The 21,356-nt window shown below is 34.7% G+C and carries 10 protein-coding genes; all 10 read left to right on the forward strand.

From position 1 onward, the window contains the following. Positions 1–2,781 carry an alpha-L-rhamnosidase gene (locus B8963_RS13895; protein ID WP_084062442.1) on the forward strand — a complete coding sequence of 927 codons (2,781 nt, stop codon included), beginning with the start codon at positions 1–3 and terminating at the stop codon, positions 2,779–2,781. Between the two features lie 8 nt (positions 2,782–2,789). Beyond that, a complete protein-coding gene (locus B8963_RS13900; protein WP_159447301.1) occupies positions 2,790–4,280 on the forward strand; it encodes a sulfatase family protein in 1,491 nt (496 codons plus the stop codon). Between the two features lie 10 nt (positions 4,281–4,290). Next, the gene (locus B8963_RS13905) at positions 4,291–5,763 is read left to right on the forward strand and encodes a sulfatase (RefSeq protein WP_084062448.1); all 1,473 of its coding nucleotides are present in this window, start codon (positions 4,291–4,293) and stop codon (positions 5,761–5,763) included. Further along, complete coding sequence (locus B8963_RS13910; RefSeq protein WP_084062452.1) at positions 5,764–8,139, forward strand: alpha-L-rhamnosidase-related protein; 2,376 nt, start codon at positions 5,764–5,766, stop codon at positions 8,137–8,139. Between the two features lie 17 nt (positions 8,140–8,156). Then, positions 8,157–11,198, forward strand: a complete 3,042-nt coding sequence (locus B8963_RS13915; RefSeq protein WP_084062454.1) for a glycoside hydrolase family 2 TIM barrel-domain containing protein — start codon at positions 8,157–8,159, stop codon at positions 11,196–11,198. A gap of 10 nt (positions 11,199–11,208) precedes the next feature. Then, positions 11,209–12,393 (forward strand): alginate lyase family protein, encoded by a 1,185-nt coding sequence (locus tag B8963_RS13920; protein ID WP_159447302.1) that lies wholly within the window; start codon positions 11,209–11,211, stop codon positions 12,391–12,393. 37 nt (positions 12,394–12,430) lie between these two features. Beyond that, on the forward strand, positions 12,431–15,907 hold the full coding sequence (locus B8963_RS13925; protein WP_084062459.1) for a glycosyl hydrolase: 3,477 nt from the start codon (positions 12,431–12,433) through the stop codon (positions 15,905–15,907). 50 nt (positions 15,908–15,957) lie between these two features. Further along, complete coding sequence (locus tag B8963_RS13930) at positions 15,958–17,292, forward strand: sulfatase-like hydrolase/transferase (RefSeq protein ID WP_084062462.1); 1,335 nt, start codon at positions 15,958–15,960, stop codon at positions 17,290–17,292. Between the two features lie 8 nt (positions 17,293–17,300). Beyond that, positions 17,301–18,821: a sulfatase gene (locus tag B8963_RS13935; RefSeq protein ID WP_084062465.1), complete on the forward strand. Its 1,521-nt coding sequence runs from the start codon at positions 17,301–17,303 to the stop codon at positions 18,819–18,821. Between the two features lie 101 nt (positions 18,822–18,922). Next, complete coding sequence (locus B8963_RS13940; RefSeq protein ID WP_084062467.1) at positions 18,923–21,349, forward strand: endo-acting ulvan lysase-like protein; 2,427 nt, start codon at positions 18,923–18,925, stop codon at positions 21,347–21,349. The last annotated feature ends 7 nt before the right edge of the window (positions 21,350–21,356 follow it).

The following is a 21,356-nucleotide window of genomic DNA, read 5'->3' on the forward strand; positions in this document are numbered from 1 at the left end:
ATGACAAAACAATCAAATTTTGCAATTGCTTTTTATGCCTTATTAAGTCTGGTTATTCTTAATCTTACAAGCTGTAAAAATCAACAACCTTTTTTACAAAATGCTGAAAGCTTAACAATTTCTGAAGGCTTTAAAAATCCTCTTGGGTTTTACAATGCAGCACCAACCTTTTCATGGAATTTGCCCGTTGAAACAGATGTAAAAAGCCAATCAGCATATCAAATTGTGGTGGCTTCAAATCCCGATTTGCTTCCAAATAAAGCCGATTTGTGGGATTCTAAAAAACAAGTTTCAGAGCAATCAACGTTTATAGCATATGCGGGTAAAAACTTGAATTCTCGTCAAAAAGTATATTGGCAAGTAAAATATTGGAATCAAGAAAATGTGGAATCTAATTGGAGTGAAATTAATCATTTCGAATTAGGATTGTTAAATAATAAGGACTGGAAAGCCCAATGGATTGGTATTGATACTGCTAAAGATAGTATAAGAGGTCGAGAAAAAGTACTCATTCATAAACCTCAATATTTACGTAAAGTTTTTGATTTAACAAATGAGGTAGCTTCAGCAAGATTATATATTACAGCCAAAGGTGTTTTTGACGTTTCAATAAATGGAGAAAATGTTTCAGACGATGTAATGTCACCAGGTTTTACAACTTATGATAAACGCATTGAAACTTTGACTTATGATGTTACCGCTCTAGTTAAATCAGGGCAAAACGCCATAGGAGTGGAACTTGCTTCGGGTTGGCATTCAGGACGTTTACTTTGGGGGACAACACCATGGGATAACACCATATCTCCAAAATTTTTAGCACAATTGGAAATAACAATGAAAGATGGTTCAAAAGAAACTATTGTTACTGATAATAGTTGGAAAGGAATGACTAATGGTCCGCTTCAGTTTGCAGAAATCTATGATGGCGAAATTTATAATGAGAACTTGGAAATACCAAATTGGTCTACAAACAATTTTGATGATAAAGATTGGAGTCCAGTTGAGGTGGCAATTATTGAGGATAATGTTAAGTTAGAACCAAAACGCCACACCACGGTAAAAGGAAAGTTGGTGCTCACACCCCAAGAAATCACAGAGAAAGATGGTGGCATAATATTCGATTTAAAGCAAAATATGGTTGGGGTGCCTTTGGTTAAGGTGCCAATGAAAAAAGGTGATACCTTAAAAATTAGATTTTCTGAGATGTTATCTCCGGACGGTACCTTTTACACCAAAAATTACAGAAGCGCACATTCTACAGACTATTTTATAGCTGCTCAAGATGGCGATATTGAATATATGCCTAAGTTTACATTTCATGGATTCCGATTTGTAGAATTAAGCGGATTTGATACTTCAAAAGAACCTTCAAAAAGTTGGGTTAAGGGTATCGTTTTGTATTCTGACTTTGATGATAACGGTACTTTTACTTCTTCACATGATAAATTAAACAAATTGCAAAGTAATATTGTTTGGGGCTTGCGTGGTAATTTTTTAGATATACCTACTGATTGCCCTCAGCGAAATGAAAGATTAGGCTGGACCGGTGACGCACAAGTTTTTGGACCAACCTCTATGTTTAATGCCGATGTTTATAAATTTTGGGCAAGTTGGTTACAAAGCGTTCGAGAAGCACAACTACAAGATGGAGCGATTCCTTGGACGGTTCCAGATTCTCGAGGCAATAAAATTGCAAGTTCTGGTTGGGGCGATGTTTGTACTGTTATCCCATGGAAGATTTATATGCGAACCGGCGACACAAGAATTTTAGAGGAGAATTTTGAAATGATGCAAAACTGGTTGGAGTATCATAAGTTAAAATCGAAAAAATATATTTCAAACATGATGTCTTTTTCCGATTGGTTGCAGCCACATCCTGAAAATGGAGATACTAAAGGGGATACTTCTCTTAACTTAATTGGAACAGCATATTTTGCTTATTCAGCTAAGTTAACGGCCCAAGCAGCAAAGGTGTTAGGGAAAAAAGAAGAACAAGCAAAGTATCACACTTTATACAAAACGATTGCTAAGGCATTTGAAAATGAGTTTTTTGATGAAAACGGAAAAATCAAAGGTGTAACTGAAACTCAAACGTCATACTTGTTGGCTTTAGCTTTCGATTTGCTGCCAGAAAGCAAACAACAAATAGCAAAATCTAATTTATTGGAAAAAATTAAAGAAGCTGATAATCATTTAAGAACGGGGTTTTTAGGCACGCCACTATTATCTCAAGTTCTAGACGAAATGGGTGAAATAGACTTAATGTATAAATTACTTTTTAACGAAACTTACCCTTCATGGTTTTACTCCATTAACCAAGGAGCAACCACTATTTGGGAACGTTGGAATAGTTACAGTAAAACGGAGGGTTTTAACCCTCAAAATATGAATAGCTTAAATCATTATGCCTATGGTGCTATTGGGGAATGGATGTATGAACGTGTTGCAGGTATTGCTCCACTTGAGGCTGGTTATAAAAAAATAAGAATTTCGCCAATACCTAATGAAAAATTAACTTCAGCTTCAGCAATCCTGAATACTCCTTATGGAAAAGTGTCTTCTTCTTGGAAGTTAGAAAATAATACATTTCAATTAGAAACAACGATTCCGCCAAATACAACAGCCACCATTATAATACCAGCAAATGTAAAGGAAGAATTACGATTAAATGGTGAGACTTTTAAGCAAGATTCAAATGTAAAGTTAATTAATGCAAAAAATGGTTTTTATGAAATTATGGTGCCCTCAGGTACTTATAGTTTTCAATCATCAATAAAATAATGTATCCCATGAAAATAAAAACTATAATCATCTCAATATCTTTTTTGCTTTTGATGCAACTAAGTTGCGGACAAATAGCAAAGAATGTAAAAACAAGCCATCCTAAAAAACCTAATATTGTTTACATATTGACGGATCAATGGAGAGGTTCAGCTTTAGGCTACGCAGGAGATCCAAATGTGAAAACACCTAATCTAGATGCTCTCGCAAAAACTTCTGTAAATTTTACTAACGCCGTATCGGTAACCCCTGTATGCACACCTCATAGAGCAGCTTTATTAACAGGCCGTTTTCCAACTACTACAGGCATGTTTTTAAACGATATTTACTTGCCAAGTGAAGAATTATGTATGGCTGAAATCTTTAAAGCAGAAGGTTATAGTACTGCCTATTGGGGTAAATGGCATTTAGACGGACATGGTAGAGAAAATAATGTAGCACCAGAAAGGCGACAAGGTTTTGATTATTGGAAAGGTGCGGAATGCGATCATAATTATGAGAAAGAACATTATTATGCAAATAACGATTCTGAAAAAAAGTATTGGGAGGGCTATTCACCGTTTGCAATAGTAAAAGATGTTAATGAATATATAAGTACTCATGCAAAAGACTCAAACCCATTTTTAATGGTAGTTTCATTAGCAACACCACATTATCCTCACAACAGTGCACCTCAAAAATATAAAGATGTGTATCCTATTGAAAATATTAAATTAGCGCCAAATGTATCAGCGCAATGGAAGGGCCAAGCTTTACAAGAATCACAAGGTTATTACGCGCATTGTACTGCAACCGATGAAGCGATTGGAACGCTATTGGATAAGATAAAAGCACTTAATTTATCAGATAACACCATTATCGTCTTTTCTTCGGATCATGGAGAAATGATGGGCGGTCATGATGTGAAACCATTCACCAAACAGTTAGCTTGGGATGAATCAATAAGAGTCCCTTTTTTAATTAGTTACCCTGGCATTGGTAAAAACAAAGGGACAACTATTAATGCTCCAATTACAACTCCTGATATATTACCATCTTTATTAGGATTAGCAAATATTGAGATTCCTATTACGATAGAAGGGGAGAACCTTTCAGAATTAATAAAGAGTCCAGATCCGAATGCGGATCGTGCCGCATTGGTTATGAATGTACGTCCTTTTGCAAATAATTTTAATGATAAGGCATATAGAGCTATTAGAACAAAGCAATATACCTATGCCAGAACGCAACAGGGGGCTAGTATGCTATTTGATAATGTAAATGACCCTTATCAAATGAATAATTTATTAAATAAACCCGAATTTAAAAAACTTCAGAATCAATTAGATTCGCAATTAAACAAGGAGCTAAAGAAAATTAATGACCCCTTTAAACCACAAGAATATTACATGAAAAAATGGAATTATTCTTTTGGTGAGCAGGGCAGAGCCATTGATTTTAAAAGTTGGGCTGAAGGGAAAGGTATAGTACAGTCACCAAAATTAATTCAACAAGAATAATTATTATTAAATGAAAAAATACATTCACATAATTTTCATCCTATTTGGTTTTTTATTAAGCAACGCTCAGAAACTAAAAACAAACAAAACAAAGAATCAACCCAATGTATTGGTGTTTTATGTAGATGATTTACGAGCAGAATTAGGTTGCTACGGTAGTAAAACAGCCATTACGCCCAACATCGATAAATTGGCTTCAGAAGGCGTTATGTTTAATAAGGCTTATGTTCAACAAGCAATTTGTGCACCGTCAAGAATGAGTACCTTGACTGGTTTGCGCCCAGAAACACTTGGTATTTATAGCATATTTACACCGCTGCGTAAAGTGCATAAAGATGTGGTTACCATGCCACAACTTTTTAAAGAAAACGGATACAAAACGATAAGTTTAGGAAAGGTTTATCATCATTCATTTGATGATAAAGAAAGCTGGACTACCCAATTTGAAAAAGATGGCAATAGTTATTTAAAACCAGAGAACATAACATTGTTAGAAAAACTTAAAAAAGAAGGTAATAAAAATCTTAATGGGCCTGCTTTTGAAGATGCCGATGTGGAAGACGAAGCATACAAAGATGGTCGGGTTGCAAAAAATGCAATCGAAACCTTGCACAAAGTTAAAGATGATAAATTTTTAATGTTTGTAGGTTTAAGTAAACCGCATTTACCTTTTAGTGCACCAAAAAAGTATTGGGACTTGCACAATAAAAACGATTTTGAAGTGCCATCAAGAGGAAAGCCAAAAGACATGTATAAATTGGCATTAACCAATTGGGGCGAATTACGAGGCTATTATGGCATTCCTGCCGAGGGCGATTTAGATGATGATTTAACCAAAACTTTAATTCAGGGTTATCACGCTTGCGTGAGTTACATCGATGCGCAGGTTGGTAAAGTGATGCAAACACTTGAAGCGTTAGACTTACGTAAAAGCACCATGGTTATTTTTATGAGTGACCACGGGTATAAAATTGGTGAATATGGAGCTTGGAATAAGCATTCTAATGTAGAAATTGATGTAAGAGTTCCGTTAATTATCAGCAGAGAAACCAAATATGAATCTAGATTGGCTGGAGTTACTTCTGATGCGCTTGTTGAAAATGTAGATATTTTTTCAACTTTGGTAGATGTATGCAACTTAAAAGGCCCAAAATCTGACGGTAAAAGTTTAATTCCAGTTTTAGATAATCCAAAAATAAAATGGGACGAGATCGCCACAAGTGTTTATCCTAGAGGAAATAAAATCATGGGATGTACTTCAACGGATGGGGAATGGCGTTACACAGAATGGCGCGACGCAAAAACACACGAAGTTATTCAAGCAGAATTGTATGAACATAAAAATAGTCTGTTATCTTTTGTAAATCTGTCTGGAAATTTGAAATATGCATTAGTAGAAAAAAGAATGAAATCACTTTTAGAAACCCAATTCCCTAAAAATGGCAAACCATTTTTACAAAATGATCAACCTAGAAAAAAATAAATGAAACATAATATAGTTCTAAAAACAGTATTGATTAAATTTTTAATAATAGCTCAAAGTTTTAATTGTTCTGCTCAGTCGGTAGATTGGGGTAACTCAAAATGGATTTGGAGTTCAGAACAAAGTTCAGAAAATAACTGGTCTGTATTTAGAAAAAATATTCAATTAGAAAACGTCTCTTTCAATGAAGCTATTGCTGGCATTTCAGTTGATAGCAAATTTTGGCTTTGGATAAATGACGAAATGGTTGTTTTTGAAGGTGGAGTTTCTAGAGGACCAAGTCAAACAGGTAATTGGATAAGAAAGGATAGTATCACACCTGCAAATTCTTGGTACGAAACTATTGATATTAAACCGTATCTAAAAAAAGGAAAGAATACCATTGCGGTTTTAGTATGGTATTGGGGTAGAGAGACTTATAAAGGAACTCATATCGATAGTGGTAAAGCGGGCTTATTATTTAATGCTAAAATAGGAAGTGAAACCATAGTTTCAGATGCTAGTTGGAAATCAAGTTCACACCCTGGTTATGCTACAGAAAACTGTGTCGCAAGTAAATCACTTGTACAATTCAATGTAAAATATAGTGCCAATAATGATTTGAAGGATTGGACTCAAAGTGCTTGGTATCTGCAAAATTTTAACGACAGTAATTGGAGTCCTGCTACAGTTTTGGCAAATGCAGGAGATGCCCCATGGTATGGATTGGAAGAAAATTATGTGCCAAGATTAATTAACCATGAACTAAAAGATTACGTAAACAATAAGGAATTAAACTTACCATATGTAAGTAAAGGCGAAACAATTATTTGCAATTTACCTTTTAATATGCAAATTACACCTTATCTAGAAATAGAGTCTACAGAAGGACAAGTCATTGAAATCACTACAGACAACCGATTAAATAAAATAAATGCTGAATATACAACCAAAGAAGGTGAACAACAATTTGAAAGTTTTTCATGGATGAATGGGCATCAAGTAAAGTACACAATACCAGAAGGCGTTATTGTAAAAGCATTAAAATACCGTTGGATGAGTGTAGGACAAATGGCAGGAAATTTTGAGGCTAGTGATCCTTTTTACCAACGCATTTGGGATATGGGCAAAAACACCTTATTTGTATGTGCAAGAGACAATTTTATGGATTGTCCAGACAGAGAACGCGCCCATTGGATAGGTGATATTGCAGACCAGGCAGGCTATCTTTTTTATACTATGGATCAAACAGGACACCAACTATTAAAAAAATCAATTTTCACTACTATTAATTTTAGTGAAGAAGGTGTTCTTGGAGCATTAGGTCCACTAAGAAACAGAGAATTGGTAGGGCAAAGTCTCCAATTTATCTCTCAAACCTTAGGTTTATATTACATTAATACAGGAGATAAGGAAACTATTGCAAAGGCATACCCTTATGTAAAAACATACCTCTCTTTATTTGAAATGGGAGCCAATGGTTTACCAAAATACCGAAACAAACAAAGCCCAGATGCCTGGGATTGGGTCGATTGGGGCGTGAAAGAAACAGTTGACACAGAGCCAATTCAGGCTGCATTTTATTATATGGCACTTGTAAAGGCTAAAGAAATTGCTATGTTGTTGGGAAAATTAGAAGATATTGATTGGTATAACTATCGTATAAATTCCATTAAAGCAAATTATGATAAAGTATTTTGGATAGGTGGTTTTTATAGTTCTGATGCATCAAAATTAAAGGACGATAGGGCCAATGGTATAGCTATTTTATCAGGTCTTGCAGATCCTAAAAATTACAATAAAATTATAGAGAATGTTTTAATTCCAAATCGTTTTAGCAGCCCTCATTTTGAATGGATGGTTGAAGAGGCCATGTGTGTGGCAGGGAATTACGAAGCGGCACTTGATAGAATGAAAGTTCAATACCAACCTCAAATGGAGAATAAAAGTTTAACCACTTTGTTTGAAATGTTTCCAAAAGGAGGTAGCTATAACCACGCTTGGAATGCCCCCAATACAATCTTATCCAAACACATTGCAGGAATTCAACCTTTAGAACCGAGATGGGATACATTTGAGGTAATGCCAAACTTAGTGCATCTAACTTTTTTAAACGAAATTGTACCTACTGTAAAAGGGGACATTAAGGTAGAAATGAAAAAAGATGATAAAACCTTTAGTTTGAATTTGAATGCCCCTAAGGACACAAAAGCCATTCTTGGAATTCCAAAAAACGATAAAAAGATAAACGGAATTTCTCTGAACGGCACCATAATTTGGCAAAAAGGAAAAGCTAAAAAGAACAAAGAAGTTATAGGAATTCAAGAAGACGACAAATATGTGAAAGTTGAAGTAACATCAGGGAAACATCAATTAAAAGCTAGCTATGAAAATTAAAATTTAAGTCTTAGAACATGCTTAAACTAAACCAAAAAATAGTAACAATTGGATGTTTTTTTGCATTCATATCTGCAGTTTATGGTCAACGCATTGAAACCAATTTTAACAATAACTGGAATTTCGTTTTAGAAGATAATTTATCATTTTCTCGAGGAAATTTTGATGACTCTAAATGGCAAACCCTAAATATCCCACACGATTGGTCGTTCGAAAAAGGCGTTAGAGACGGTGGCGATCAAGGTCAAGGTGGCGGTTATCACGATGGTGGTATTGGCTGGTACCGTAAACAATTCAATGTGAAAAAAGAAAGTCTTTTTAAAACCACCTACGTTAATTTTGATGGTGTGTATATGAATAGTGAGGTGTGGGTGAATGGTCATTATTTAGGTAAAAGACCTTATGGTTATATTAGTTTTCGCTACGATATATCAAAGCATTTAAAAGCTGGTATAAATACCATTGCAGTAAGAGTTGATAACTCTTTAGAACCTTCTGCTCGTTGGTATCATCCTTGTGGTATTTATGCGCCCGTTAGTTTAATTGAAGTGAATAAATCACATATTGCGCCCAATGGGGTGTTTATTAGAACGCCAGAAATTGAACCGTCTCAAGCTACTGTGCAAGTTAATGTTGATTATGTAAATATTTCAGAAAATCTGGAATGTAAAGTCAGTGTATTATCTTCTGAAGGAACGGTTTTAAAAACAACCTCTCAAAACATAAACGAAACGAAAAGTACCATAAGTCTTCAAATAGAAAATCCTATTTTATGGAGTCCTGAAACACCTGTGTTGTACAAATTACGCACTCAAATTATAAAAAATAAGCAGGTATTAGACGAAGTAGAAACCATTTTTGGTTTTAGAACTGTAGCATGGAAAACCGAAACAGGCTTTTGGTTGAATGGCGAAAATGTTAAATTAAAGGGCGTTTGTGAACATTGGGAAGGTGGCCCTGTTGGAGGCGCATGGACTAAACCTATGCTACGCTGGAAATTGCAATTATTAAAAGATATGGGCATCAATGCCATTCGTCCGTCGCACAATCCAACGCCACCTATATTTTATGATATCTGTGATGAAATTGGGTTGTTGGTTATGGATGAAATTTTTGATGGGTGGCACAAAAAAGCACCCGAAGATTACGGAAAACAAGCTTTTGATGTGTGGTGGCAACGCGATATGCAAGAATGGATTACCAGAGACCGCAACCATCCAAGTGTTTTTATTTGGAGTTTGGGTAATGAAACACACGGCGACATTGCACCTGAGTTAGTGAAATTTGGTAAAAGTTTAGACTCAACACGATTATTTTCTTCAGGAGCTGGTAATCCTGAGGATATGGAAATTACAGGCATTAATGGTGGTTCAGAAACCCAATCGTTTATAGAATCGGCTCGTTTTGATAAGCCTTTTGTTTCAACCGAAGCACCACATACTTGGCAAACAAGAGGTTATTACAGAACACATACTTGGTGGCGCGATAACGAATTACCAGGTACTTTTGAATTACCCAATTTAACCGAAAAAGAAATCTTTTTTTATGAAGGTTTAGATCCTAAAAAATGGAAAAACAGAAAACAGCGTTTTAATTCATCGTATGATAATGCCACGGTAAGAATTTCAGCTAGAAAAAATTGGGAAGTGATGCGCGATACGCCTTGGCATAGTGGACATTTTCGTTGGACGGGTTTCGATTATTATGGCGAGGCAGGATTGGTTCATGGCGGACTTCCTTTTAATTTGTTTATGGGTGGTGCGCTAGACGTTGCGGGTTTTGAAAAAGATTTGTACTACTTCTATCAAAGTCAATGGACCAAAGAACCCATGGTGCATATCTTACCACATTGGACGCATCCTCGAATGAAAAAAGGAACCGTTATTCCAGTTTGGGTTTATTCAAATGCCGATGAAGTTGAATTTTTTTTAAACGGAAAATCGTTAGGTAAAGACAAACCCGGTACCGTTTGGAACGAGATGCAATGCGAATGGATGGTACCTTACGAAGAAGGAAAGTTAGAGGCCGTAGCATATAAAAATGGGAAGGAAGTAAAAAGAACTGCTATGGTAACTAGTAAAGTACCTTCACAACTAAAAAATAGTCTTACAAAGTTGGATGCTGAAGATGGGTTTAATGCAAGTTACATTTTAACTTCTGAAGCTTATGACACCAACAACACGCCGTATCCTTATGGAGAGAGCAGAGTCTATTATGCCATTACAGGTGATTTGGAGAAAGTTTCCATGGAAAATGGAAATCCAATCGATTCCATTAGTCGCACAAAATCTGATTTTAGAGCCTTATTTTTTGGGAAAGGACGCCTGTTTTTAAGAGAAAAGGACAATGCCAAAAAAGCATCGGTTATCACAGCTTCCATTTTAGGAGACAAAGCTTTATTTCTTTCCAATGAAATTACAATTGATGTAAAAGAAATAGCCATGATTGGCAAAACTTTAAAATCGAATTTCGAAATTTTATACACTACTAATGGAGCTGACCCCTTAAATGAAGGTGTAATTTATACGAAACCTTTCGAAGTAAAAGACAATATCACAGTTAAAGCCATAGTAAAACAGAATGGGAAATTGGTATTAACCATGGAGGAAACTTTTGGTTCAAACGAAGGCCTTTTTTGGGGCGATGAACATTCAGCAGATACGTGGAAAGGTCGTGGTGTTAATATTTCCGCAGAAGAAGCCATTTTAACAGGTGGGGCACAAGCCAGTAACGATGCGCAACATTTTAAAGGAACTGGTTTTGTAAAATTTGATAATAAAGAAGGGAGCATCACTTTTTATCAAGAAAACGATGGTGAAGCGGGCGATTTTAGTATCCGATTTAGATATATGCATAATGATAGGGTTAAGCAATATCCAATGAAATTATTTGTAAATGATACCTACGTCAAGACCTTTGAATTTAAGGCTACTGGCGGATGGATTCAAAATTGGGGATTTGTAAATACAATCGTAGTGTTTAAGTCGGGTGCCAATAGCATTAGGCTAGAAACAACTGGTGAAAGCGGGCCTTTCATTGATGAAATGTTTGTGGATTAATGATAGCTTTATGAGAAATAAATTAACATTTTATAAAAATATTGTAGCTGTTCTTTTAATTGGTGCCTACAGTAATCTTTGGGCACAGAATAACAGTGAAAAAGTAAGTATTATAGATTATAAAGTATTAGAAGAACAACGCATATTAATCAAAAATCTTGACTACAAGGCACTAGAGGGTTATAATAAATTAATAAAGAAAGCGAACCAATTATTAAAAATTGAAGGGTTTTCAGTAGTCAATAAAGTTAGTGTTCCACCTAGTGGAAGCAAACATGATTATATGAGTATTGGACCTTATTGGTGGCCGAATCCAGAAACTTCTGATGGCTTGCCTTATATTAGAAAAGACGGAGAAATAAATCCTGAAGCGCGAAATAATTTCACAGATTTTATAGCAATTGAAAACTTTATTGAAACTATAAAAACTTTAAGTAATGCCTATTATTATAGTGGAGAAAAGAAATATGTAGATAAAAATTTAGAGTTAATTACTACATGGTTTTTAAATGATGATACCAAAATGAATGCTAATGTTAGCTATGGTCAGTACATTCCTGGACAATCAGAGGGTAGGTGTTTTGGTATCATTGAATTTGTAAGAATTATAGAAGTAATAAAATTTCTAGAGTTAGCGAAAGATAGAGATGTTTTGGATAAAAAAACAGAAGAAGGCATGTTTATTTGGTTTACTCAATATAGTAATTGGTTAAAAAACAGTGAATTAGGTAAGGAAGAGGCAACCAGGGATAATAATCATGGTACCTATTATGATGTTCAACTACTTAGTATTTTGGTCTACTTAAATAAGATTGAAGAAGTTAAAGAATACCTCTCAACAATAACAAAAGATAGAATTTTTAGTCAAATAGAGCCAGATGGCAGTCAACCACTCGAATTAGCTAGAACAAAATCATTTTCCTATTCTACAATGAATTTACATGGGTTTTTGGAATTAGCGCGCTTGGGTCAAAAAGTTGGTGTAAATCTTTGGGATCTGGCATCGGAAGATGGTAGAAGTATAAAAAAAGGATATCAATATATGCTGCCTTACTTAATGAACGAAAAAAAATGGGAACACCAGCAAATTGAGGATAGAAAACATTCTGAAGAAAAATTAATATCAGATTTGAAATATGCTTGTGAAATATTTAATGACAAGACTTTTGATAAAGCGCTTCAGCAGTTCAATTAGAGGAAGAAAAAGCTTTTAATTATTGAATTTAATAGTTATGAAAAAAATAGTTATAATCCTATTGTGTTTGTTTTCTCTAGAAATTTCAGCCCAAAACCAGGCTTCTACGCTTGAAAATCAATTTGTATCTCCCCCAAACGAAGCAAAAGCTCGAACATGGTGGCACTGGATTAGTGGAAACGTATCTAGATCTGGTATAACAAAAGATTTAGAAGCCATGAAACAAGTGGGCATTCAAGAAGCGCAATTGTTTAATGTGCATTTAGGTTTCCCAGAAGGTCCTGTAGAATATTTAAGCGAGGAGTGGTTAGATTTATTTCATTTTGCAGCTCAAGAAGCTAAACGATTGGGCTTAGAATTGACATTTCATAATGGTCCTGGTTGGTCTTCTTCTGGAGGACCTTTGGTAACCCCTGAAAATGCGATGCAAACGGTCGTTTTTAGTGAGCTAACTGTTAAAGGTGGAAACAAATTTCATAGCGAATTACCCAAACCTGTAACAAAGTTTGATTTTTATAAAGATATTGCTGTTTTAGCGTTTCCAAAACCAAAAGATTCTTTAAAAATTGATGGTTTAGATTATAAGATTTTATCAAATAGAATTAGAAATCATTTATTGCCAGATACTAAAGAAATTTCTGAAGCTGCCATTGTAAAAAAAGAAAGCATTATTAATATCACTTCTAAGTTTTCTAGTGAAGGTGTTTTAGAATGGAATGTGCCAGAAGGTGAATGGATTATTTTACGAATTGGTCATACTGCAAACGGCGCAAAAAATAGACCTGCACCAGCTGGTGGTCAAGGTTTAGAGGTCGATAAAATGTCTAAAACCGCTTTAGATAATTATTGGAATGCTGGAATTCAACCTATTTTAAACAAATTAGGCGATTTAGTAGGCACTACGGTTAATAATTGTTTAATTGATAGTTATGAGGTTGGTTCGCAAAACTGGACAGCTGGTTTTGAACATGAATTCCAAAAATTAAGAGGCTATAGTTTACTATCTTATTTGCCAACATTTGCAGGGTATTATGTAGATAGTGGCGAAATTACAGAACGTTTTCAATGGGATTTTAGAAGAACCATTGGCGATTTAATTGCTGAAAATTATTATGGCCATTTTGCAGAATTGTGTCATAAAAACAACTTAAAATTTTCTGTAGAACCGTATTGGGGACCTTTTGATAATATGCAAGTAGGTGCCAAAGGAGATATTGTAATGTGTGAGTTTTGGAGTGGAGGTTATCCATTTTTTGATTCTTCTAAATTTGTATCATCCATTGCGCATTTAAATGGAAGTAAAATTGTAGGTGCAGAGTCTTTTACCGGAATTGGTGGTTGGGATAAACATCCTGCAACTATAAAATCTATTGGAGACAAAGCTTGGGCAGAAGGTATTACACGTTTTATTTTTCATACCTATGTGCATCAACCTTGGGATATTGCTCCTGGCTTGGCGTTAAGTTACCACGGTTTTGATTTTAATCGTTTAAATACCTGGTGGACACAAAGTAAATCGTATTTAGATTATATTGCCAAATCACAATACTTATTGCAGCAAGGAAATAATGTGGCAGATGTGTTATTTTTCACGGGAGATTCTTCTCCAAATACCGCTTTTTTATTGCCAGAACTTAAAAAATCGGGGTATGATTACGATTTAATTGGTGCGAATAAATTGGCGGAATTAAGTGTGAAGGACGGAAAAATCCTAACAAAATTTGGTGTTGTTTATGAAGTATTATTACTACCAAAAAGCGATTGGATAACAGCTGAAACCTTAAAAATAATAGCCTCTTTGGTTGATAAAGGCGCAAAAGTGATTGGAGCAAAACCAACTCAATCGCCAAGTTTAACCAATTATCCGCAAAATGATGCTTATATTAAAACCACAGCCCAAACGCTTTGGGGTAGCAATCTCATACAAGATATTTCTGTAGAAGACTTCCTAAATAATAATAAGATTTCTCCAGATTTTTCTATTGAAGAAGGAAATGCAGCGGACATCAGTTTTATCCATAGAAAAACAGCAAATGCAGCTATTTATTTTATAGCCAATGCAAAAAAAGAAAGCATCACTTTTACAGCTCGTTTTAGAATATTAAACAAACAACCTGAATTGTGGAATTCGGAAACGGGAGAAATTAAAGAATTAGCGGTTTGGCAAACAAATGCCGACGGCACAACTAGCATTCCGTTAACTTTAGATAGTGAAGCTTCTGTTTTTGTTGTTTTTAGAGAGAATTTAGCAAGCGAAAGTCATATTGTAAAAGCGAATATGAGCTTAGAAAAACCCCAAGCAGTTCCCTTATCCAATTTAAAAATATTAAAAGCTGAATATGGAAATTTCTTGCAAGAAGGTTTAATAGATATAACAGATAAAGTAGTTAAAGAAGTACATAATGGAAAGTTAAATTTTCAAATGTCTAGAGGTTTTTGCGATTGTGACCCAGCTATGGGCTATGTAAAAGAATTCCGATTAGCATATCAAATTGGTGATGAAATCAAATACATTCACGCAGAAGAAAGAGAGTTTATTACGATTGATGCAGGGAATAAAGAACTCAAAATAATTTCGGCAATATTTGGTAAATTTAAACCTGAAACCACGGGTGTACCTAAAAACTTTGAAGCGTTTGATGTTACTGAAAAGATTAAAAAACAGGTGGCTTCTGAAATTTATAATATCAAAATTTCAGATGATTTAGTTGAAGGAAAACCTCTGAAAAACGAAAATAATTTCTTGAAAATTACCTTTGAAACAGATGGGAACACAAGAACTTCAATTGTTTCTGAAGGAGAATTTTTAAATCTGGATACATCTATTTCTTCCTCAGAAATTTATATAGAAAAAGGAAATACAATTTGGAAAACTCCTTTTTCCGGAGCCTTGTCTTATGAAACGAATGTAGGAACTTCAAAAAATGTTAAAGTAATAGTCCCAAAACCATTAGTGCTTTCTGAAAATTGGGAAGTGACTTTCCCTTTAAAAAATGGAACTTTAACAAAGAAAACATACAAGACATTGAACTCATGGTCTGAAGCTTCAGAAGAAGAAATTCGTCATTTTTCAGGAACAGCTGTTTATGAGAATACTTTCAATTTGGCAAAAAAGCACGTATCTAAAGAATATGCTTTAGAGTTAGATTTAGGAAGTGTAGCAATTATTGCAGAAGTTATTGTAAATGACCAAAAAGTAGCAACACTTTGGAAAACACCTTTTAGAATCAATATTGATGATTATGTAAAAAAAGGTAGAAATAATCTAAAAATTAAAATCACCAATCTATGGGTAAACCGATTAATTGGTGATGAGAATTTTTTGTTAGACTTTGAACGCAACGGAGAAAAAATGAAAAGCTTGCCAGATTGGTTGCTAAATAATACGCAGCGTCCTTCAAATAGAACAACGTTCCCATCTTGGAAACATTGGAATAAAAATGATGACTTGTTACCATCTGGGTTATTAGGTCCTGTGAAGATAAATGTATTAGCAGTTAAATCTTTGAACTAAAAAAAAATTATAACATTAATTGAATAATAATAAAATCTAAAGAACTAAAAATGGAAAAATTAAAAAATGTTTGCATGATGTTGGTTATGTTAAGCATGATTGTTTCCTGCGGAAATAAAGCAAAGAATGACAAAGCAATAACAGATACGAATTCCGAGTCAGAAGAGCAACCACCAAATATCGTTTTCATATTATCAGACGACCAATCATGGACCGATTACAGTTTTATGGGACATGAACATATAGAAACCCCAAGATTAGATAAATTCGCTTCCGAAAGTTTAACCTTTACACAATCTTATGTTCCAACACCCTTGTGTTCACCGTCTTTAGCAACCATTATTACTGGTCTATATCCAAAAGACCATGGTATTTTAGGAAATGATAAGGTTTATGATCGTTCCGGTAATAGAAAAGAGAATAGAGCGGAAGCATACAAACCTATAATTTCGGCTTTTGAAAAGCAAACTACGCTTCCAGATATGCTAAAAGAAAAGGGTTATTTGTCTTTTCAAACAGGTAAATGGTGGCATGGAAACCATAAAGTTGGTGGTTTTGATTATGGGATGACACACGGTGATCCAGAAAGAGGTGGAAGACATGGCGATTTTGGACTAGAGATTGGGCGAAAAGGATTAGATACTATAAACAGCTACTTAAATTTAGCGTTAAAAGAAAAGAAACCATTCTTTTTATGGTATGCACCGTTTTTACCACACCAACCTCACACACCTCCACAGCGACTTTTAGATAAATATGTATCAAAAGCGCCTACGGAATACATAGCAAAATATTGGGCCATGTGTGAATGGTTTGATGAAACATGCGGGCAATTGTTTGATATGTTTGAAGAAAAAGGATTAACAGAAAATACCTTATTTGTTTATGTGTGCGATAATGGTTGGGTACAAGAACCTAATAAAAATACTTACGTAAAAACATCAAAAAGGGCACCTTACGATTTAGGAATTAGAACACCTATTATGTATAAATGGAAAGGGAAAATCATTCCTAAAATGGATAACCAAACCATTTCAAGTAGTATAGATATGGTGCCTACAGTGTTAGATATTTTAGGTATCGAAAAACCTGCGAATTTGCCAGGTGTTAGCGTTTTAGACAACATAGCGATAACCGAGCGTAAAGGAATTTTTGGTGAAGTATATGCGCATGATTTTGATACTATAGAAAATAGCATGTTTTATAACATGGCCATTTTTCCTCCTTATAAAATTATCGTTCCAGACCCAGTAAGAAAGAAAGGCGAAGTGGTTCAGTTGTTCAATATCGAAAAAGATCCTTTTGAAAAAAATAACATTGCTGCTAGCAATCCAGAAATCGTAAAAGATTTGACAGAAAAAATAAAGGCATTCAGAGCAGAATAATAATATAAATGGAAAGAAATCTTGTAATATTTACCTTGGTTGCTGTTTTGTTTTCTTGCAAGCAGGAGAAAACTATAGAGCAAACAGAGGCAGTCTCAAAACCTAACGTGTTGTTTATTGCGGTTGATGACTTAAACAACATGATTGGTCCCATTGATAATTTTTCAAACGTTAAAACCCCTAATTTTGATAGGCTTGCAGCTATGGGTGTTACCTTCAGTAATGCTCATTGTCAAGCACCCTTGTGCGGACCATCAAGAGCATCATTAATGACAGGGTTACGACCATCAACAACAGGAATTTATGGTATGACACATGATAATGAAGTTCGTCGAGAAGGAAATCCCGCAACAAAAGACATTACATTTTTGCCAGAATATTTTGAGAATAATGGCTATCATACTATGGGAATAGGAAAGTTATTTCATATTCATGCACCAGACAGTGTGTTTAATGAATCTGGAGGGCGTGTAAAAGGTTTTGGTCCATATCCAGAAAAAAGATTCGTTTGGGATGGATTTGGCAACGGCATCAAAGGAATACACGGAAGAACCAGTACAGATTGGGGTGCTTTTCCTGAAAATGATACTTTAATGCCAGATCATCAATCTGTTAATTGGGTTGTAGATCGTTTGCATAGAAAATATGACAAACCATTCTTTATGGGTTTAGGTTTTTTAAGAGTTCATGTTCCGCTTTATGTACCACAAAAATGGTTCGATTTATATCCTTTAGAAGATATTCAAACACCACCTTATTTAGCAGATGATTTGAATGATATACCAAATGTGGGGTTACAAATTAACGATTTACCCATGATGCCTTCTACAGAATGGGCTATAGAAAGTGGCGAATGGAAAAAAATTGTACAAGCGTATTTGGCATGTATAAGCTTTGTAGATAATGAATTAGGTCGCGTTTTAGATGCCTTAGAGAATAGTGAATATGGCGATAATACCATTATAGTTTTATGGTCAGACCATGGATATCGCTTGGGTGAAAAAGGAACCTTCGCAAAACATGCACTATGGGAATCTGCTACAAAAGCACCTTTAATGTTTGCGGCACCAAACCTGCCTAAAGGTAAAAAGATTAATGCACCAGTTGAAATGCTTTCTATTTACCCTACCTTGTTGGAATTGAGCGGATTGCCCGCATATGAAAGAAATGAAGGGACTAGTTTAGTATCCTTGATGCAAAATGATGAAGGACTTAAAGAAGCGCATGCGATTACAACATTTGGAATGAACAACCACACCGTTAAAGTTGATGGATACAGATATATTCGTTATGAAGATGGTACAGAAGAATTTTACGATCATAGTTCAGACCCGAATGAATGGACTAATGAAGCTAACAATCCAAAATACAAAACTCAAATAGAATTGATGAAAGGTTTGTTACCCAAAGTAAATGTTATTTGGGATGATGAATCTTCTTACACGTTTCAGCCCTATTTTGTAGATCAAAAAGCAAGAGTAAATGGTGATGATGGTAAACCTGTTGAGGTTATTGGTGCGGATAAATAATAGATTATTTTCAATAGTATTTTTATAAATACACACATATATTTTTTTAGAATATGATAATAAAAAAAATAGTTTTAAGCCTTATTATACTTTGCAATATTATGCTATTTCATAGCATACAGGCGCAATCTTTAAAGCATCCTGTTATTTGGGTTACCGAAGATGAAAGAGTTGATATTTTAGATAAAATAGATAAATATGTTTGGGCAAAAAGTATTGTTAACCAATTACATAATAAAGTAGATGACGAATTAAAAGCACATCAAGAAAATCCCAATAGGATTTTAAATAGTATTCCTGCTTTTGCAAAGCACGATCGAGAGAATTCTGAACAAAAAGCTGGACCTATTGCGGCTGGTCATAACAAAGTTTTGGCGCTCGCCTCTGAAGCGGGGATGCTATATTACATCACACAAGAGGAAAAGTATGCCCAATTTGCTGCCGATATTTTAGCTTTTTATATAGAACATATCGCTCCATTAACCCCTCAAACAACAACCATTTGTGGCTACGATTTTTTTGACCCTAGAACTACTTATGGCCCTTTTGCATTAACGTATGATTTTATCTATACCTATTTGCAAAAACCTAATGTGACTGTGTATAACAAAACCAAAGGAAGACGCGTTGCTTTTAGTCACGCCAAAGCGCAAAAGGCCATGTCTAATATTGTTGGCAATGTATTACAAGAATATGGTAATCCAGATCAACATGGTAAAGTCATTTCGAATCACCCAATTCTGACGGCTTCAGGAGCATTGTTTGGTATCTTATGCATTGAAAATGACAAAGAGCGTCAACGCTTGTTTGATATTTTTTGGGAAACAGGTACAGCTCATCAAAACTCTTTTAAAAACACCATTTTACCTATGTTTGGCGAACAAGGTATTTGGCCAGAATCTACCAGTTATAGTTTCATGCCAATCATCACATTGGTTTTGAATATTGTAGACCGGGTTTATCCAGAGATGAATGTTACAAAAGAAAATCAACATATTTTTGAAGGTAATTTTTTGTTTGACCATTTAAGATATCCGAATCGCAAATTTGTACGTTTTGGAGATTCCAAACGTAATAATGATGGTACTGAAGATTTGTACAAATATACCCTAGCCATCGCCGAAAGAAGGGGTTATACCAATTTAAAACAACAAGCAGAAATAGCACTAAGACAAGCATATGATGTAAAAGGCGGTTTTAAACCAAAACTTGATGATCATATTTTTAATAATTTTGAACCTTTCGATTTGTTTTGGGGCATTCCAATTCCTGAAAAAACAGAGGGAGCCATTAATTTTAATAAGCCAACGGTTCTTGTAAAACACGCTGGTGTTGCATTGCAACGTAATTATGTTGAAAAGGATAATGTAACCTACGGACTTTGCGGCATTATTGGCGGCGCACATTATGTGCATTCACATGTCACAGGCATTGCTATGGAATTATATGGCGCGGGATATGTTATGGGGCCTAATGCCGGTTTACCGCCTTCGGTTCAAGAAAGGCAAATTCCATTGCACGAAAATTATTTTAGATTGTATGCTGGTAATAATACGGTTATTGTTAACGGCACATCACATGGTTTAGACAAAAACACTTGGAAAGGCAATAGTTATGTTTGGCAAAATACAACGGTTAACATAGCTTCAGAACCGAAACATTTAGAAGATCCTATTTCTACAAACTTCAATTTTGCAACACAGTTTTTAAAAGACGAGGTTAATAATTGTGATCAAGAACGCACTTTAAGTATTATAAGAACAAGTGAAAAAACAGCCTATTATTTTGATATGTTTCGTTCAAAATCCTTAGATAAAAACAAGTTTCATGATTATATCTATCATAATATTGGTGATGAAACTATAATTACAAATATTAAGAATGAACCAATTAGTCTTGAAGAAACAAACCGTTATCAAAACGATATTGGAGACCCTGTTCAATCTCCTGGGTGGCGTTATTTTGAAAATACGCAAGTAACCAACCCAACCCAAGAAGCTGTAAACGTCAAATTTCATATCAATGAAGACAACAGATATATGCATCTATTTGTTCCAAAAGGCATTGAAAGAGAATATACCAAAGCCCTAGCGCCACCTTCGCGTGAAGCAGAAAATAGTTATTTAAAAAAGAAAACACAGGTGTTGGCTATAAGGCAAAACGGTGAGGCATGGGACAAACCATTTATAAGTATTTTCGAACCATCAGTAGGAAGTAAATCAAGTGTTCAAAGTGTAGAGCCTTTAATGGATGGACAAAAAGTGGTTGGTGCAAAAGTAGTATCCAAAGTAGGGAAAGCTTTGATAACAGATTTTATTATTTCACAAGATACATCGCATGCCAGTTATGTAAACAAAAATTTAAATTTAAAATTTGAAGGTCGTTTTGGTATTGCAAGAGTGGAGGAAATAAAAGGAGAAAAGACTGTAAGCCTTTATATTGGAGATGGGAAAAAACTCAGTTTAGCAAAAGTATCTATCCAAGCTAATTCTCTAAATAAAGAGTTTAAATCATTTATAATAAATTAAATAGAAT

Source organism: Cellulophaga tyrosinoxydans (assembly GCF_900176415.1).
Classification (GTDB): domain Bacteria; phylum Bacteroidota; class Bacteroidia; order Flavobacteriales; family Flavobacteriaceae; genus Cellulophaga; species Cellulophaga tyrosinoxydans.

Excerpts from the sequence above, each read along its gene's own strand:
- B8963_RS13895 (WP_084062442.1), top strand. The coding sequence starts at position 1 with ATGACAAAACAATCAAATTTTGCAATTGCTTTTTATGCCTTATTAAGT.
- B8963_RS13900 (WP_159447301.1), top strand. The coding sequence starts at position 2,790 with ATGAAAATAAAAACTATAATCATCTCAATATCTTTTTTGCTTTTGATG.
- B8963_RS13905 (WP_084062448.1), top strand. The coding sequence starts at position 4,291 with ATGAAAAAATACATTCACATAATTTTCATCCTATTTGGTTTTTTATTA.
- B8963_RS13910 (WP_084062452.1), top strand. The coding sequence starts at position 5,764 with ATGAAACATAATATAGTTCTAAAAACAGTATTGATTAAATTTTTAATA.
- B8963_RS13915 (WP_084062454.1), top strand. The coding sequence starts at position 8,157 with ATGCTTAAACTAAACCAAAAAATAGTAACAATTGGATGTTTTTTTGCA.
- B8963_RS13920 (WP_159447302.1), top strand. The coding sequence starts at position 11,209 with ATGAGAAATAAATTAACATTTTATAAAAATATTGTAGCTGTTCTTTTA.
- B8963_RS13925 (WP_084062459.1), top strand. The coding sequence starts at position 12,431 with ATGAAAAAAATAGTTATAATCCTATTGTGTTTGTTTTCTCTAGAAATT.
- B8963_RS13930 (WP_084062462.1), top strand. The coding sequence starts at position 15,958 with ATGGAAAAATTAAAAAATGTTTGCATGATGTTGGTTATGTTAAGCATG.
- B8963_RS13935 (WP_084062465.1), top strand. The coding sequence starts at position 17,301 with ATGGAAAGAAATCTTGTAATATTTACCTTGGTTGCTGTTTTGTTTTCT.
- B8963_RS13940 (WP_084062467.1), top strand. The coding sequence starts at position 18,923 with ATGCTATTTCATAGCATACAGGCGCAATCTTTAAAGCATCCTGTTATT.